We start from the raw sequence: 16,278 nt of genomic DNA on the forward strand, positions 1-16,278 counted from the left end.
GCAGAGCTTAGGGGCTAAACGTGATGCCGCCAGGGGCTTGGACAAATCAGGAAGGGGCTGTCAGACGATGCCGGAGTCTGCCGCAGGATTAAACAAAAAATCCCTGCAAGCTTAAATCTGCAGGGATTCTGGCTGACCATCTCATCAAGCCCCATAGCTGATTAAGCTACGGGGCTTTTTCGTTTCTGGCGTTTTGTTTTGGGGGATTTTTGGGGGAAGAACGCGGCCATCGCGTCGAGGAACACAGCAATGCAACACCACATCCCGTGAACCAAGCTCATTGTCTATCCTGCAATACAGAGCAACTGATCGAATGACAGGTGATGTCATGAACAGATGGCGGCGTCTTTGGTTGTCTGTGAAGCTGATAGCAGCCGCTGCGGCCTGTGTGGCTGTGGCTGTTCAGGCTTTTCAATACATGCTGGAAAGCCAGGACGCCGTGCAAATTCATCCTTTGAGCATTTTGGTTGTCGGGCTGATCTTTGGCTTTATCAGCTATGGATTGCTTTCGCTGATTGAAAGAGGTGTACAGCGGCTTTTAGCCCGTTCTGACACTGTCGCCCCAGAGCCTCGGGCAGAGCTTGAGAGTGATGTGGAGCTGGTCGCAGATCAACCGCTAACCCTGCAAGCTGATGCCTCGACTCATCAGAAAAATCTGTGAACGAACCTCAAAACGAAGGCGGCGTAATCATCAACGCATCCACATCCCCGGGATTCCCGCACCGATGCGGCTCCTGACTGGAAAAACTGAAACTGTCCCCCTCACTCTGCTGCAATCGGCTGGACGTTACATAGAAAAGCCCCGTAGATGAAAATCTACGGGGCTTTTTGGTTCTCGGCGGAGTGAGGGGGTTAACGCTTAGTTGCGAATACGATGTTCCGTAAACGCGTAGTCCTCTTGGCAGTCGGCGGTAGGATCTGTGACGGTGTTTACGTAGTGAATGGTGTTCCCATCCAGTATTTTGTACTCATAGATTTCCGGAGTCCGGACACCGTCCGTTTTCATTTCATTCTTGCCATTCGCCGCAGACCAGGAACCTCGCTCGGTTTGAATGGGTTGGGTCCGTTGCGCGTCTCGGAAGAAGGTGATCGAGAAGCGACCATTGGGCTCGAAATTCGTATTCCAGGACAGGAACTGGCATTTGCCGTGTTCTTCGCGCATTCCTTGCCATGAGCCCACGAGGGACGGGTCCGTGGAGGGACTGTTCGACGTACATGCACTTAGTGCTGTGGTCAGAATGATGAGAGTAAACGTGATGCCCCGGTGCATGTACAACTCCATTTAATGAAACAGAAAACCTGCATTCTACTGACCGGATTTCCAGGAAATCCGGACGCGAAGACAGGTGTTTGGTCGCGCTTGGATTCTACGGAAGGAACACCGTCAGCGGCGTTGCTGCGTCGGATTCGGTCGCCTCCCGGCGTAAGAAAGATATACCGTTTCACGAGAAAAGTTACTTGCCTGAGTCAGTCTGTTTACCCACCCCCGAATCCATTTGCCGCTCTGAATATTCAAGGTTTTCCTTCGCAATATCCCCTGACACTGAAACTCCCCACCGCCAAAAATCCTCATCTACTCTGGTTTCGCAGGTCACTGATCTGCCGTCATCAGCCAATCGCAAGGAGCGATCAATGTATTTTGAGATTTACAGGCAAACCCGTGGCACCCCCCAGACTGGCAAAGGTCAATGGCGGTGGCGCTTGAGGGCGGGGAACCATGAAACGATTGCCAGCGGCGAGGCGTACGTCAACAAGGCGGATTGCGCGCATGCCATCAGCCTGATCAAGGGGACTCACGATCACACGCCGATAAAGGAAATCTGATCTTCAGGTGGTGAAGCTGCTCAATGAGGGCAGCTTCTTTGCAAGCAACCTTGCGCTCGGATCAAACGCAGACTGCTTGAGTCGCATAGACGCCGCTTGCGGCAGCTACCTAAACTGTCAGCAGATTTGGGGACTGGGGGGGCAGTGGATGAATCGCAACGAACTACGCAAGGCGGATATCAACCTGATGGTGGTGTTCGAAACCTTGATGCTCGAACGTAACGTCACCCGGGTGGCGGAGAAGTTGTTTCTCGGGCAGCCAACCATCAGTTCGGCGCTCAACCGCTTGCGCACGATGTTTAACGATCCACTGTTCATTCGCGTCGGTCATCGCATGGAGCCGACCGCCAGGGCCGAGGAGTTGATTCAATACCTGTCGCCAGCGCTGGATTCGCTATCGGTGGCCTTGAGTCTGACCCATGACTTCGACCCCGCCAGCAGCACCATGACTTTCCGCATCGGGCTGTCGGACGATGTCGAGTTTGGTCTTCTGCCACCGTTGTTGCGTGCCCTGCGCCAGGAAGCGCCGAAGGTGGTGTTTGTGGTGCAGCATGTCGATTACTGGCGGATTCCCGATTTGCTGGCGTCCGGCGATATCACCGTTGGTATCAGCCAGACCCGCGGTCTCCCGGCCAATGCCAAGCGCAAATTGCTGCGGCACATCCAGCCCAGTATCTTGCGTGCCGATGCGTCCGACACGCCGCTGACCCTCGATGAATATTGCTCGCGCCCTCACGTGCTGGTGTCGCACACCGCCAATGTCAGTGGTTACGCCGATGAGTGGCTGGCGGAGATTGGTCGTACGCGCCAGGTGGTTTTATCCGTGCCGCAATACAGCTCGTTACCCGCCTTGCTCGCCGGAACCGATCTGATCGCCAGCCTGCCGGATTACGCCGCCGAGGCGATGGCGGCGTCCGGTCAGCTGTTCACGGAGCCTTTTCCGTTCAAGACCCCGACCCTGGACCTGTCCATGGTCTGGCTCAGCCACGTCGACACCGACCCTGCCGAACGCTGGTTGCGCTCGCGACTGGAGGCGTTCATGAGTGAGCGCTTCGAGTCGCCGCCGCTTCAGTGAGCAGGGCAACTCTGTGATATATGTACGACCTTTGCGCCAACCTCAAGGAGCCACATCATGCCCCACCTGCACATGGAATACACCGCCAACCTGCCCGAGCTGAATGCCGATGTGGCCCTGATCAGGCTGAACAATACGCTGGTGGCTTCCGGTCAGTTTGCTGCCGAATACGACATCAAGAGTCGCGCGGTAAAGGTCGAGTCGTTCAAGGTCGGCACCGCATTGGCTGAGCGGGCATTCGTGCATGTAAAGCTGGCCTTGTTGAGTGGCCGCTCGCCGGCGATCAAAAAACAGTTGTCCGAAAGCCTGCTGGCCGTGGTGCAGGAACTGTGTGAGTGGCCAACGGGCGTGGAAGTCCAGCTGGCCGTGGAAATCCTCGACATTGATCGAGAGTCCTACAGCAAAGTCGCCATCAACAACTGAGTCTCAGGTCATGTCCTGCTCGGTGCAGGCCTGCACCACCTGCTCGCGCAACCAGGCATTGGCGCCGTCTTCATCGGCACTTTGACTCCACTGCATGTCGAGGGTGAACCCCGGCAGACCGTTGGGCGCTTCGCAGTGATTGAAGATGACCTCGCTGGCCAGCAACTGCTGGATGCGTCGGGGCAGGGTGACGATGAAGTCGGTGCCGGTGATCATTTTCAGCGCCGCGCTGTAGCTGTTGGATCGCGCGACTATCTGCCGTTTTTGCGCCTGCTGCGCCAACCAGCCGTCGACCATGTTGGTGCTGGACGTCCAGGGTGTCGGAAATACATGCCGGCGTTCGGTAAAGGCTTGCAGGCTCAGGCGCGGTTCCAGCGGTGTGGCGCGTTTATCGAAGACACAGACCAGATCATCTTCCAGCAGCATCCGGGATTTGAAGTCGGTGTGATTGCGATGAAAATTCGGGCCGAAGCAAATCACCAGGTCGAGACTGCCGTCGCGCAGTTCCTCGGCCGGGATGTCGGTTTCGAACTTGTGCATGTTGACCATCACCGGCCAATCGGCGAAATCGAAACGTTTCAACAGGCGCGGCAGGATCAACTGCTCGAAGTATTCCGGTGCGCAAATGTTGAAGGTGACCGGTTGCAAACTAGGGTCGAACGTCGGTGCACCGGCGTGACACAGGTTGATGCTTTCCAGAATTCTCAGCACATGGGCGTACATGGTGCTGGCTTTGCAGGTAGGTCGCATACCGGCGCGGGTGTTGATGAACAACTCGTCCTCGAAACCGGTGCGCAGCTTTTTCAGGCAGTAACTCACGGTGGACTGGCTGACACAGAGTGTTTCGGACACGCTGGTGACGCTGCTTTGTTCATACACGGCTACAAACACCATGAGGTCCTGCATGTCGAGTTTTCTAAGCAAGTTACTGTTCAGCATCCATTCGTCTCGCTGTGATCCTTGCGCTGATTGAGCGCAAACTCGTGCGAAAGATCCTAACGGAACGATGGTGCCAGGAGAATGCCCTGTAGGAAGTTTCACTAATAGTTGGAAGGCAGTGCCGGCGACTTTCAGGTCCGAACAGTTGCAGGCATGGCGCGGCGGCTGGACATCAACAGCGCCAGCATGCCGATGCCGACCAGCACGGCACCGATGATCTCCAGCGGCAGCGGCGACTGACGCAACCAGAGCCAATGAAACAGCGTGATGAACAGTGTGCTCAGGTAAATGTAGGAAATGACCGACGACGGGGCGATGACGCCGATGGCCCGATGCAACAGCCAGAAGGTCGCCAGTGTGGCGAACAGCGCCAGGTAGATCAGCCAACCGAAGTCGTTCAGGGTCAGCAAGGACGCCGATCGCCAGCCACCGCTAAACCCACAGAACGCCAGCAAGAACAGCGCGCCGAACAGCATGTTCCAGAAGGTCATGCCCACCGGGCCGCGACCTTTGAGGCTGCCAGCCTTGAGTCGCTGGCTCAAGGGAGAGTAGAGCGCCATCGCCAGGCAACCGATCCCATACACCAACACCGCATAGAGCGAAGGCAATTCGTCCGGCCCCGTACCTTTGAGCACGAGCAATACGGCGCCGGCAGCCGCCAGCAGCATTGGAGCGACGCGTTTCCGGAGGCTGCTGTCGGGCATCAACACCGCTTCGAAAAACAGGGTCAGCAGTGGCACCAGGGTGAACAGGGTCCCGGTGTTGACGGCAGAGGTGTAGCGCAGTGCCTCGAACAATGAGCCGAAATACACCGCCAGCAACAAGCCGAGTACGGCATGGCCGAGCAGTCCGTTGCGGGTCATGGCGGCGTCGCCCTTGAACAGCCGCAGCGGCAAAAACACCAAGGCGCAAAACAGCAGGCGCAAACCGGTCAGCAGGACCGGGTCGATGGCCTGGCTGACCTGCGCCGCCGCGGAAAATGAAGCGGCAATCAAAAGTGCCCAGAGCAGCATGCCAAGGTGAGCGGTGGCGAAACCGGTGTGTTGCATGGTGGCTGCTCCGGATCAGTGAATGTGACGGGCGTAGTGCCGTGGGTCAAAACGCAGGACCATCAGCAGCATCAGCGCCATGACGCCCGTAAGCGACCACCAGGCCCATTCGAAACTGCCGAGTTGATCGCGGATCCTCCCGGCAATCAGTGGCGAGAGACCGGCGATCAGGTAGCCGATGCCTTGAACGAAGGCGGTCAGGGCGCCCGCACGTTGTGGCTGGTCCAGGTGATCCAGCGACACGATCAGGCTCATCGGGAACAATCCGCCGATGCCCAGCCCCAGCAGGCACGGCCACAACAGACTCAGGTGTTGCGGGCTGAGAGTCAGCCCGCAGAAACCGGCCATGATCAGTGCCAGCAACACCACCAGCACCAGACGTCGGTCGCGGCTGCGATTGGCGATCGCAGGCGTCAGCAGGCCCGACAACACCTCCATGGCCGTCAGAAAACCCAGCAACAAACCGGCGTTTTGTTCGCTCCAGCCTTTTTCCACGTAGTACGGCGCCAGCCAGGCCAGTACACAGGTGTAGGACGCAGTACCCAAGCCAAAGAAGATCGCGAGTAACCAGGCGCGGGAATTGGCGAAGAACGACCCATTTCGCTGCGCTTGAGCAGACCGTATCGGCATCCCCGAGCGTTGGACGAGCCACACCAGCAGTGCGACCAGCGCCAGTACTGCCCAGATCGCCAGGCCCATCCGCCAGCTACCCGTGCGCATCATCACCAGCGGCGCGAAGGACGCGGCTATCGCTGCGCCGCCCATGATCGACGTGACGTACAGGCCCATGCACACAGAGACGTTGTCGCCAAAACGGGACTTGATCAGCGCGGGCATCAGCGCCTGTATCAGGGCAATACCGATGCCTGCCAGCACGGCACTGAGGATCAGTTCGGCCGCGGAGTCGAGGAACAGGCGCGACACCGTCGCCACGCCAATGATCAGCAGCGACACCACCACCGTGCGCTGTGCGCCGAGCCATCGGCTGACGCTGAGCCCGAAGAACATCGCCAGTCCCATGGCCATCACCGGCAACATGGTCAGCAGCGAGGCCAGGCTGAAACTCAGCGGGATATCGCCGCGAATCGCCGACAGCAAAGGACCGACCGCCGCCATGGAGGGGCGCAGGTTGAGTGCGACGAGAATGATGCTGACCATCAGCCAGAGGGCAGGGCGGGAAGGGGCGCGGACGTTTTCCATCGATTGGACCTTGAATGACAAGGGCCAGATTAGGCGCGCGAGGCCTGGAGGCCGCAAATCAGAAAGTCCGGGGTGGTATCTAGAAATTAAATAGTTCTGCTGCAACACAGAGTTAAGTCAGTATTCAGAGAATGTTTAGCCATTTCGCAACCAAAGTTCTTCAAATCCCGATTTAACGACTTATCCTGCCATGTGACGCTGCGGTTCATCTGTTTACTGCGGTCTTCTCTATGGACGGTTGTCCGGTCGCACTTCCTTCCGAACTCGCCTTCTGGGCGTTGTGGCATTGCCGTCACGCGCGCCCGCCGGATTCCCACCTTTCCCGTTGATTGTTCTTACAGGTCCCGCACCGTACGCAGGGATCAAATCGGCAGCGCCTGCGCGTTTGCCTGACGCGGAAACAAGAGAGTTCCTATGAGTTGTGCCACGACATCCTTCGCCACGAAGCAAGAAGCCCTGACCTTTCTTGAACAGAATCCGGATATCGAGATGTTCGAGTTGTTCATCCTCGACAACAACGGCGTGCCACGGGGCAAGTTGTTGCATCGCGATGAATTGCTGGCGGTGTATGAAAGTGGCCGGCCTTTGCCAAGTACCATCCTGGGCCTGACCATCAACGGCGACGACGTTGAAAACTCCGGGCTGGTGTGGGACGTGGGCGATATTGATTGCCGGGCCTACCCGATCAGCGGCAGTTTGACGCGCATGCCGTGGCGATTGATTCCGACGGCGGCGGTGCAGGTCAGCATGCACCCGAAGGAGGGCATGCCGGCGACCATCGCCGACCCACGCCACCTGTTGGCGAAGGTGATCGAAGGCTTGCAGGCGGACGGTTACTACCCGGTGATGGCGGCGGAGCTGGAGTTTTACCTGCTGGATCAGCAGCGCGACAGCAACGGTCGGCCGCAACCGGCTCGAGACGTTGACGGCGGACGCCCGCGCAGCACTCAAGTCTACGGTTTGCGCGAACTGGAGCAGATCGAACCATTCCTGGCCGACCTCTACAGCGCCTGCAAACTCCAGGGCATTCCGGCGCGCACGGCGATTTCCGAATACGCGCCGGGGCAAGTGGAAATCACCCTCGAACATCGCACCGACGCCTTGCAGGCGATGGATGAAGCCGTGCGCTACAAACGGCTGGTCAAGGGCGTGGCGCACAAACACGGGATGACGGCGTGCTTCATGGCCAAGCCTTTCGACGACCTGGCCGGCACTGGCATGCATATGCACGTCAGCCTCGCAGACAAGGACGGCAACAACCTGTTCGCCAGCGACGCCACGGACGGTACGCCGCTGCTGAAACAGGCAGTTGGCGGCATGCTCAGTACCTTGCTCGATTCGTTGCTGCTGTTCTGTCCGAACGCCAACTCCTACCGTCGCTTCCAGACCAACAGCTACGCGCCGCTGGCTGCCACTTGGGGCGTGGACAATCGCACCGTGAGTTTGCGCGTGCCCGGCGGGCCGGCGTTCTCGCGACACATCGAACATCGCATTTGCGGCGCCGACGCCAACCCGTATCTGGCGGCAGCGGCGATCCTGGCCGGCATCCATCGCGGCATTCGCGAACAACTGGACCCGGGGGCTCCGGTCGAAGGCAACGGTTACGCCCAGGCCACGGAGCTGCTGCCGACCGACTGGCTGACCACCTTGCGCGCGCTGGAAGGTTCGACGTGGGCGCGGGAGGCCTTCGGTGGAGAGTTTCTCGGCGTTTATCTCGCCGTTAAACGTGCCGAGTATCGGCAGTTCATGGGCGAAGTCGGTGAACAGGATTGGCGTTGGTACCTGAACCAGGCCTGAACCATTCTCAAATACAACTTAAGTTTTGACCTCATACAGGAAGCCAACTAATCGTTGGCTTCTTTTTCACAAAAAATTGATGGTTGGCCGCCTAAGGTTAGTGCTGTCGCGGTAAATGAACTTTTCACATTTGCTGACGGCACTTCTTTACAGGAACAGCCGATTATCATGTTGAAGATTAAAGCCGTGCGCCCGGAATGGGTGACGTTGTTTGCCAGTACCTTTCTGTTGGCGGGCTTCAATTTAGTGCTCTGGCAACACCTGTTTGAAATCACCGCCTTCGATGGCGACGGCATCGCCCTGCGTGTTTCTTTCGGCTTGATGATTCTGGCTGCCTTCAACATAGTGCTGACACTGCTGGCTTTTCGGCCGTTGATGAAGCCGCTGTTGACGTTGATCTTTATGATCAGCGCCGGGGTGGCTTATTTCATGAGCCAATACGGTGTGCTGATAGACACCGGCATGTTGCGTAATTTTGCGCAAACCAATGCAACGGAAGTCCGTGACTTACTCTCGATAAAGTTGCTGGTTTATATTCTTTTGCTCGGTGTTTTGCCATCGTGGTTGTTGTGGATAACATCGGTAAATTACCGCCGCTGGCATCGCGAACTATTAAGTAAGGCTTTGGTAAGTGTTGCGTCGGTAGTGGTATTAGGTGGTGTGGCGCTAGTTAATTATCAGGGCCTCTCGTCGTTGTTTCGAAATCACCACGAATTGCGTTTGATGGTAGTGCCCAGCAACTATATCGGTGCCTCCTTCGGCTTCCTGCGCGAACAAGTCGTTTCGGCCCGGCAACCCTTCGTAAAAATTGGTGAGGACGCCAGGAAAAACCCGGCCTGGCAAGCTCACGGCCGCAAATCCCTGACCGTGCTGGTGGTGGGTGAGAGTGCCCGGGCCGAGAACTTTGGTGTGCTGGGCTACGACCGCGACACCACGCCAGCACTGGACAAGGAGGCGGGCCTGATTGCCTTCACCGACGTGTACTCCTGCGGTACGGAAACAGCCGTCTCGGTGCCGTGCATGTTTTCCAACATGGGCCGCAAAGACTACAGCGCGAGCAAGGCAAAGAATGAGGAGGGTCTGCTGGATGTGCTCAAGCGAGCGGGGCTGGATGTCATCTGGCGCGATAACCAGTCGGGCTGCAAAGGCACTTGCGACCGCGTCACCCTCGATGATGTCAGCAACCTGAAAGACCCGACGCTCTGCGCCAACAGTGAATGCCGCGATGAAATCCTTCTGCAGGGGTTGCAGCACTTCATCGACACCCTGGACAAAGACACCGTGCTGGTCTTGCATCAGATGGGCAGTCACGGTCCTGAGTACTTCAAGCGCTACCCGAAAGAGTACGAACGCTTTACCCCGGTGTGTGAAAGCAATGCGCTGAACAATTGCAGTCGCGAAAGTATCGTCAACGGTTACGACAACACCCTGGTGTACACCGACCATGTGCTGTCGACCCTGATCGACCTGCTGCGCAGCAACCAGGACAAAGTCGATACAGCGATGCTGTATCTGTCGGACCACGGTGAGTCCCTCGGCGAATACAACCTGTTCCTTCACGGTACGCCTTACATGCTGGCGCCCGATCAACAGAAGCATGTCGCCATGCTGGCCTGGTTCTCTGACAGTTATCAGAAGTCTTTCTCGGTAGACACTCATTGCTTGCAGCTAAGCCGTGATAAACCGTTGAGCCAGGACAACCTGTTCCATTCGATGATCGGTTTGCTGGAGGTCAACAGCAAGGTCTACAACCAGGATCTGGACATGTTTGCCGGCTGTCGCGGTGCGGTGATTGACGGTGTCCTGGCCAAAGAGTGAGGGCCACGACCTTTTTTTCACGAACCGGCCGTTAATCTGCGTTCCGGCAGATTCTTCCTACAAGAGCCCCTTACATGTCCGCTCAACCCCCTTCCGCCATCGAGCTCGAGTTCGCCCGGCGCCACGATCAGGAACACGCCCGCGTCTGCCTGCAGCCGCACTCACGTGGACTCGCCGGGCGCCTGGCGTTCTGGCGTGACGAGCAACTGGTGCGTAACGCGCTCAAGGCGGCTGGCGAGCCAGGCCTGGTGCTCGACGTGACTTGCGGGGCCGGGCGCTTTTGGCCGGTGCTGGCCGAACACACGAACCGGGTGATTCTGGCGTCCGACCCGTCTCAGGACATGCTCGATCACGCACCGACCCACCACCCGCAACACCTGCTGAAACGGGTCAAGACTTTTCAAAGCTCGGCATTCGCCATCGGCTTGTCGGCGAATGCGGTGGACTGCATTTTTTGCATGCAACTGTTTCAGCAGCTCGCCAGCCCCGAGCATCGGTTGGCCATGCTGGGGGAGTTCCACCGGGTCAGCCGCGATACGGTGATTGTGGCGGTGCGGGTCGACACCCGTTTCAAGCGCCGGCGGCCGGATACACAAGGGGTTCAGGCTCGGCCGCTGGCCAGTAAGGCCGAAGTGGAAGACGAGTTCAAACAGGCGGGTTTTCACTTGCTCAGTCACCAGGACTTCCTGCCCGGTTGCGAGCGAATGCGCGTCTACGTGTTGCGTAAGGCCAGATAACCTCCCTCTGTCAGACATTTCTTGCCACCAGGCAGGTGTTTTCGCTAAAGCTCTTGTTCAGTGGAGGCGCAGAAATCGCCGGGGGCGATATATACTGCGCGCCATTCTTCAAGGGAGAGCCGTGTGGCCATCGATATTCACTGGATTCGCGACAACGATAGCCTCGGCCGGTTTTGCGCCGAGTGGCAGCAGCTGCCCTACGTTGCCCTCGACACCGAATTCATGCGGGTCGACACCTTCTATCCGATCGCAGGCCTGCTGCAGATCGGCGATGGCGTACGCGCTTACCTGATTGATCCGTTGACCATCGATAACTGGCAACCCCTGGCGGCGTTGCTGGAAAACCCGGCCGTGGTCAAAGTCGTGCACGCGTGCAGCGAAGATCTCGAAGTGTTGCTGCGCCTGACCGGCAGCCTGCCGGCGCCGCTGTTCGACACTCAACTCGCCGCTGCGTACCTGAACCTCGGTTTCTCCATGGGGTATTCGCGGCTGGTGCAGGAAGTGCTCGGCATCGACCTGCCCAAGGGCGAGACCCGTTCCGACTGGTTGCAACGTCCGCTATCCGACACTCAGATCAGCTACGCCGCCGAAGATGCCTTGCACCTCGCGGAAGTTTTCGTACAGCTTCGTCCGAAACTGTCTGACGATAAATATGCCTGGGTCCTGGAAGACGGCGCCGAGCTGGTGGCCAACCTGCGTCGTGAAGTTGATCCGTACCAGGTCTATCGCGAAGCCAAACTGGCCTGGAAACTCTCCCGTGCCCAACTCGCCGTGCTGCGTGAACTCTGCGCCTGGCGCGAACACGAAGCCCGCGCCCGTGACTTGCCGCGCAATCGCATCCTGCGTGAACACTCCCTGTGGCCGCTGGCGCGGACGCAACCGGACAACCTCGGCGCGCTGGCGAAAATCGAAGACATGCACCCGCGTACCGTGCGTCAGGACGGCGAATTTCTGCTTGATCTGATCAAGCGCTCTGGCAGTGTGTCGCCAGATCAATGGCCGCCTGCCGTGCCGGAGCCGTTGCCGGTAGATGCGGCAGCCCTGATCAAACAGTTGCGAGCACTTGGCCAGGCCGAAGCCGAGCGCCTGAACATCGCGCCGGAGCTGATGCTGCGCAAGAAAACCCTGGAAGCGCTGCTCAAGAGCGGCTTCCCCAATGGTCCTTACCAATTGCCTGATTCGCTGCGTGGCTGGCGCCGCGAATTGATGGGCCAGGCGCTGCTCGACAGCCTGGCCACCGCCGGAGAACAGCCTTGAAACGTATTTGCTCCATCTATCGAAGCCTGAAGAAAAACGAGATGTACCTCTATGTGCTCAAAAGCGATGCACTGGAGCGCGTCCCGGAAAGTCTGATGGCCGCTTTCGGCAAACCGCACCACGCGTTCGACCTGGTGCTGACCCCCGAGCGCAAGCTGTCGCGCGAGGACATCACCGTGGTCCTGGAAAACCTCGAGAAGCAGGGTTACCACCTGCAAATGCCGCCGGCCGAAGACGAATACATCGAACATTTGCCGGAAGAACTGTTGCGACGCAACGATCCGATGTGATCGGCAGACAGGCTCTGTTCAGAGTCTGCGTGAAACACTGGAATGATTTTGGCGATGGCCACGATGAGGGAGCGATACCCCCTCGGTGGCCGTCTGCACTGCTTTTGAAAGGTTTGAACCATGCGCGTTCTGATTGCTGAACACGACCACCCTGTATATGCCCAACTGTTGCGCCAGGCAGCGCCTGATCTGGAAGTACTGACCAGCGGCGACTCCGCTGAACTGGCCCGCCAGGCCGCCGATTGCCCGATCTGGCTGGGGCAGCCGGACCTTCTGGCGACCCTGTTGCGCCAGGGTCACCAGCCGCAATGGTTGCAATCGACCTGGGCCGGCATCACGCCGCTGCTGGCCGACGGCCTGCCACGCCACTATCGCCTGACCCGCGCGGTGGGGATTTTCGGTCAGGTCATGGCCGAATACGTGCTGACCTACATGCTCGGCCACGAGCGCGAAGTGTTGCCGCGCCTGGTCAGTCAGGTCGAGCGCAAATGGGACAGCCGCCAGGGCCAAAGCCTGGCGGGGCGTAAGGTGTTGATTGTCGGCACCGGTGACATCGGTCAGACCGTGGCGCAGTTTCTGCTGCCGTTTGGCGTCGAGTTGTATGGCATCGCCAGCGAAGCTCGCGAGCAGGCCCCGTTTGTCGAAGTGGGGGCGCTGGCGGACTTGCCGCGTCTGGTTGGTGAGGTGGATTACGTGATCAATCTGCTGCCGAATACGCCGACGACTCACGACCTGTACGACGCGGCGCTGTTCAAGCAGTTCAAGCCGACCGGGTTGTTCATCAACGTCGGGCGTGGCGTGGCGGTGGTCGATGCGGATTTGGTGGAGGCCTTGAAGGAAGGGCATCTGGCAGGCGCGGTGATCGACGTCTGCCGTCAGGAACCGCTGCCGCAACGTCACCCGTTCTGGACTGCCTGGGGCTTGCTGCTCACCGGACACAGTTCGGCGCCGACTTCGCCAGCGATGATGGTGAAGCTGTTCGTCGAGAATGTGCGGGCGTATCAGGCGGGCGAGGCGTTGCGCGGGGAAGTGGATTTCAATCGCGGGTATTGAATCCACTTTGCTTGAATAGTGTGCAAAACCCACCGTGGGAGCAAGCCTGCTCGCGATGGCGGTGTGTCAGTCGACATCATTGTTGGCTGACGTTCCCTCATCGCTAGCAGGCTTGCTCCCACAGTTGTTTTGCGGTGTGGCTTAGAGGGTGAAGTCGCCTTCAGCTGCGAGTTCGCTCAACGGACGACGCGGGCTCGGCTCTTCGCGCGCTTGCAGGTAATCCGCCAGCGTCGCCTTGTCCCCCAACTTGCCCACCGCCACTGCTGCGTGCAGTGCGTAACCTTCAGGAATGTTCAGCTCCTTGCGGGTCAGCTCCTGATCGAAACCGGCCATGCCGTGGGTGTGCCAGCCGCTGAGGCTCGCTTGCAACGCCAGATGGCCCCAGGCCGACCCGGTGTCGAAGGTGTGCCACAGGGCTGGAGTTTCTTCGGTGGCGCCAGGCACCGCGAAGGTGGTTTTCGAGATCACGATCACCAGCGCCGAGGCGTGTTGCGCCCAGCTGCGGTTGAATTCGTTCAGCAAACCCAGGTAACGCTCCCAGTTCGGCGTATCCCGGCGCGCGTAGAGAAACCGCCAAGGCTGCGAGTTGTAGGCCGAGGGTGCCCAGCGTGCGGCTTCGAAAAAGCTCAGCAGGGTTTCTTCTGGAATGGCTTCGCCGGTGAAGGCACGGGGCGACCAGCGATCGGTAAATTGAGGGTGGATGGCGTAATCGGCAACGCGTGGATTGGCACTCATGCAGAGATTCCTTGCGACATGTGAGTCAGAGGGTCGAGTAAAAAACCGGCGGGCACAGTCAGGCTGGGCGATGAGGTTTTTCGTGAGCCTGGTACTTCATCTGGATGCAACGCAGTTGGGCGTTAATGGCACGCAGGTCTGGCTCCTTGCGACTGGCAAAGCTACTTGGCGGCGCAATAACTGACAAGTCCCGTTCTACCGGCAGTCGCCAATGCTTGGCCCGCGGGCCGCTGCACACTAGACTGGCGGCCTTTTCACTACCTGATGTTGATGCTTGAGCCATGGCCGCCAAAGTCGAACCGTTCTGGATACGCAAAACCCTCGATCAGCTCGATCAGCAGGAATGGGAATCGCTGTGCGACGGTTGTGGTCTGTGCTGCCTGCAAAAGCTCGAGGATGAAGAGGACAACAGCGTTTACTACACGCGCATCGCGTGCAAGTTGCTGGACTTGAAAACCTGTCAGTGCAGCGATTACCCGAACCGCCGTGAATTCGTGCCGGACTGCATTCAGCTCACGCCGGGCAAGGCCGATGAGTTCAAATGGCTGCCGCCGACCTGCGGTTATCGCCTGGTCAGCGAAGGCAAGGATTTGCCACTCTGGCACCACTTGGTGTGCGGTGATCGCGACGCCGTGCACCACGAACGCATTTCCCAGTCCGGGCGCATGCTCGCCGAAGGCAGCGTGGCCGAAGAGGATTGGGAAGACCATCTGATTTTCCGGGCAGGTTAGTTTTACAAAGGAGTGTGTATGGCTGTGGGATTGCGGCTGGCGCTGGCCGTCGGGCTGCTGGCCTTTGGTTCGCCCGTGTGGGCGGCGAAGAAGGTCGACCTGGATTACCACGTGCGCCTGTTGCCGCAAAGCGATCAGGCTGAAGTGCGGCTGACCCTGGCCCAGGGTTCGGCGGTGCGCAGCCTGGATTTCGACCTCGGCGACGGCAGCCATTACAGCGATTTCAAGGCCGATGGCCAATGGCAACTCACGCCCGGCAAGCCGGCCCGTGGTGTCTGGCGCCCGGCCGCCGACAAGGCCAGCCTGACCTACCGTGTGCGCATCAGCCATGGCCGCAAGAGCGGCAGCTTCGACACGCGCATGACCCCGACCTGGGCGCTGATGCGCGGCGACGACCTGGTGCCCGCTGCCAGACTCGATCAGCAGGATGGCATCGAGCTGGTGTCACGCCTGGAATTCGAATTGCCCACCGGCTGGAAAAGCGTCGAAACCGCCTGGCCACGGATCGGCAAGAACAAATTCCGCATCGATAACGTCTCCCGCCTGTTCGATCGGCCTACTGGCTGGATGCTTGCCGGTCACCTCGGCACCCGTCGCACCCGATTGGGGGAAACCGAAGTCACCGTCGCCTCGCCCCAAGGCCAGGGCATGCGCCGCATGGATGTGCTGACGCTGCTGACGTTTGTCTGGCCGCAAGTGCAGGCCGTGTTCCCGCGTCATCCTGCCAAGTTGCTGATTGTCGGCGCCAACGACCCGATGTGGCGGGGCAGCCTGGCCGCGCGCGAGTCGATCTATCTGAATACGCGCCTGCCACTGGTCAGCGAAAGCGGCAGCAGTGTGCTGGTACGTGAACTGGCCCAAGTGTTCGGGCGGATCAATGACAAGCAGCGCAGTGACTGGATCAGCGAAGGTTTTGCCGAGTATTACGCCATCGAACTGGTGCGACGTGCCGGCGGGATGAGTGATGAGCGGTATGAACATTTGCAGAAGAAGTTGGCCAAAGAAGGCCAGAAGGTCACGACCTTGCGGGGTGAGCAGATCAGCCCGGCACAGATAGGCAAAGCAGTTTTATTGCTGGGTGAGCTGGATCAGGAGATTCGTATCAAGACCCGTAACAAGCGTTCGCTGGACGATGTGATGCGCGGGGCGATGCATTTGGAGAGTGTCGATACCAAGGCGTTCGTTCAGCTGGCCGAGAGTGTGATTGGCGAGTCTTCCAAAGTCTTGGATACCGGGTTGCTCCAGTAAAGTTGCCATCGCGGGCAAGCCCCACAAGGATCAGGGGTGTCCACAAATTCGTGGCCCAACACTAAAACCTGTGGGAACGGGCTTGCCCGCGAAGAGGCCATA

17 protein-coding genes and 1 pseudogene are annotated in these 16,278 nt (G+C 58.9%); 12 read left to right on the top strand and 6 right to left on the bottom strand.

Going from position 1 to position 16,278, the window contains the following annotated elements; genetic code table 11:
* Positions 1 to 328: 328 nt before the first annotated feature.
* Positions 329 to 661: a hypothetical protein gene (locus ACM6I5_RS25835; protein WP_084322672.1), complete on the top strand. Its 333-nt coding sequence runs from the start codon at positions 329 to 331 to the stop codon at positions 659 to 661.
* Positions 662 to 668: 7 nt separating this feature from the next.
* Here the strand turns inward: ACM6I5_RS25835 and ACM6I5_RS25840 are convergent.
* Positions 669 to 773, bottom strand: a pseudogene (locus tag ACM6I5_RS25840) (Cro/Cl family transcriptional regulator); the annotation flags it as partial.
* An 86-nt stretch (positions 774 to 859) separates the two neighbouring features.
* Entirely contained in the window at positions 860 to 1,270 is a 411-nt protein-coding gene (locus ACM6I5_RS25845) for a hypothetical protein (RefSeq protein WP_017336980.1), read from the bottom strand.
* Between the two features lie 362 nt (positions 1,271 to 1,632).
* Here ACM6I5_RS25845 and ACM6I5_RS25850 point away from each other — a divergent pair, with 362 nt between their 5' ends.
* From ACM6I5_RS25850 to ACM6I5_RS25860, 3 genes are all read left to right on the top strand, one after another.
* Positions 1,633 to 1,824, top strand: coding sequence for a YegP family protein (locus tag ACM6I5_RS25850; protein WP_017336981.1), 192 nt, complete (start codon positions 1,633 to 1,635; stop codon positions 1,822 to 1,824).
* A 148-nt stretch (positions 1,825 to 1,972) separates the two neighbouring features.
* Positions 1,973 to 2,899 carry a LysR family transcriptional regulator gene (locus ACM6I5_RS25855; RefSeq protein WP_017336982.1) on the top strand — a complete coding sequence of 309 codons (927 nt, stop codon included), beginning with the start codon at positions 1,973 to 1,975 and terminating at the stop codon, positions 2,897 to 2,899.
* A gap of 57 nt (positions 2,900 to 2,956) precedes the next feature.
* Positions 2,957 to 3,322, top strand: a complete 366-nt coding sequence (locus tag ACM6I5_RS25860; RefSeq protein WP_017336983.1) for a 5-carboxymethyl-2-hydroxymuconate Delta-isomerase — start codon at positions 2,957 to 2,959, stop codon at positions 3,320 to 3,322.
* Between the two features lie 3 nt (positions 3,323 to 3,325).
* On the opposite strand, the gene ACM6I5_RS25865 is transcribed toward ACM6I5_RS25860, so the two are convergent.
* The 3 genes from ACM6I5_RS25865 to ACM6I5_RS25875 form a co-directional block, all read right to left on the bottom strand.
* Positions 3,326 to 4,261: a LysR substrate-binding domain-containing protein gene (locus ACM6I5_RS25865; protein ID WP_414884939.1), complete on the bottom strand. Its 936-nt coding sequence runs from the start codon at positions 4,259 to 4,261 to the stop codon at positions 3,326 to 3,328.
* Between the two features lie 131 nt (positions 4,262 to 4,392).
* Positions 4,393 to 5,310, bottom strand: coding sequence for a DMT family transporter (locus ACM6I5_RS25870; RefSeq protein ID WP_414884940.1), 918 nt, complete (start codon positions 5,308 to 5,310; stop codon positions 4,393 to 4,395).
* A 15-nt stretch (positions 5,311 to 5,325) separates the two neighbouring features.
* On the bottom strand, positions 5,326 to 6,510 hold the full coding sequence (locus ACM6I5_RS25875) for a cyanate transporter (protein WP_414884941.1): 1,185 nt from the start codon (positions 6,508 to 6,510) through the stop codon (positions 5,326 to 5,328).
* A gap of 414 nt (positions 6,511 to 6,924) precedes the next feature.
* On the opposite strand from ACM6I5_RS25875, the gene ACM6I5_RS25880 reads away from it, so the two are divergent.
* The 6 genes from ACM6I5_RS25880 to ACM6I5_RS25905 all read left to right on the top strand — a co-directional run bounded on the left by ACM6I5_RS25880 (position 6,925) and on the right by ACM6I5_RS25905 (position 13,462).
* The gene (locus tag ACM6I5_RS25880) at positions 6,925 to 8,307 is read left to right on the top strand and encodes a glutamine synthetase family protein (protein ID WP_017336987.1); all 1,383 of its coding nucleotides are present in this window, start codon (positions 6,925 to 6,927) and stop codon (positions 8,305 to 8,307) included.
* Between the two features lie 168 nt (positions 8,308 to 8,475).
* Complete coding sequence (locus ACM6I5_RS25885) at positions 8,476 to 10,125, top strand: phosphoethanolamine transferase (RefSeq protein ID WP_414884942.1); 1,650 nt, start codon at positions 8,476 to 8,478, stop codon at positions 10,123 to 10,125.
* 74 nt (positions 10,126 to 10,199) lie between these two features.
* Entirely contained in the window at positions 10,200 to 10,862 is a 663-nt protein-coding gene (locus tag ACM6I5_RS25890; RefSeq protein ID WP_414884943.1) for a class I SAM-dependent methyltransferase, read from the top strand.
* A 123-nt stretch (positions 10,863 to 10,985) separates the two neighbouring features.
* Positions 10,986 to 12,119, top strand: coding sequence for a ribonuclease D (gene rnd / locus ACM6I5_RS25895; protein WP_017336990.1), 1,134 nt, complete (start codon positions 10,986 to 10,988; stop codon positions 12,117 to 12,119).
* Positions 12,116 to 12,409 (top strand): YcgL domain-containing protein, encoded by a 294-nt coding sequence (locus ACM6I5_RS25900; protein ID WP_007898694.1) that lies wholly within the window; start codon positions 12,116 to 12,118, stop codon positions 12,407 to 12,409. Before rnd ends, ACM6I5_RS25900 begins: the two co-directional genes overlap by 4 nt.
* 120 nt (positions 12,410 to 12,529) lie before the next feature.
* Positions 12,530 to 13,462 carry a D-2-hydroxyacid dehydrogenase gene (locus ACM6I5_RS25905; protein WP_017336991.1) on the top strand — a complete coding sequence of 311 codons (933 nt, stop codon included), beginning with the start codon at positions 12,530 to 12,532 and terminating at the stop codon, positions 13,460 to 13,462.
* A 141-nt stretch (positions 13,463 to 13,603) separates the two neighbouring features.
* On the opposite strand, the gene ACM6I5_RS25910 is transcribed toward ACM6I5_RS25905, so the two are convergent.
* On the bottom strand, positions 13,604 to 14,197 hold the full coding sequence (locus tag ACM6I5_RS25910; RefSeq protein WP_017336992.1) for a nitroreductase family protein: 594 nt from the start codon (positions 14,195 to 14,197) through the stop codon (positions 13,604 to 13,606).
* 281 nt (positions 14,198 to 14,478) lie between these two features.
* Here ACM6I5_RS25910 and ACM6I5_RS25915 point away from each other — a divergent pair, with 281 nt between their 5' ends.
* Both ACM6I5_RS25915 and ACM6I5_RS25920 read left to right on the top strand, forming a co-directional pair.
* The gene (locus ACM6I5_RS25915) at positions 14,479 to 14,928 is read left to right on the top strand and encodes a YcgN family cysteine cluster protein (protein ID WP_017336993.1); all 450 of its coding nucleotides are present in this window, start codon (positions 14,479 to 14,481) and stop codon (positions 14,926 to 14,928) included.
* An 18-nt stretch (positions 14,929 to 14,946) separates the two neighbouring features.
* Positions 14,947 to 16,176, top strand: coding sequence for a hypothetical protein (locus ACM6I5_RS25920; protein ID WP_414884944.1), 1,230 nt, complete (start codon positions 14,947 to 14,949; stop codon positions 16,174 to 16,176).
* Positions 16,177 to 16,278: the final 102 nt, after the last annotated feature.

It is taken from the genome of Pseudomonas sp. IT-P171, assembly GCF_949767765.1.
Taxonomy (GTDB): domain Bacteria; phylum Pseudomonadota; class Gammaproteobacteria; order Pseudomonadales; family Pseudomonadaceae; genus Aquipseudomonas; species Aquipseudomonas fluorescens_B.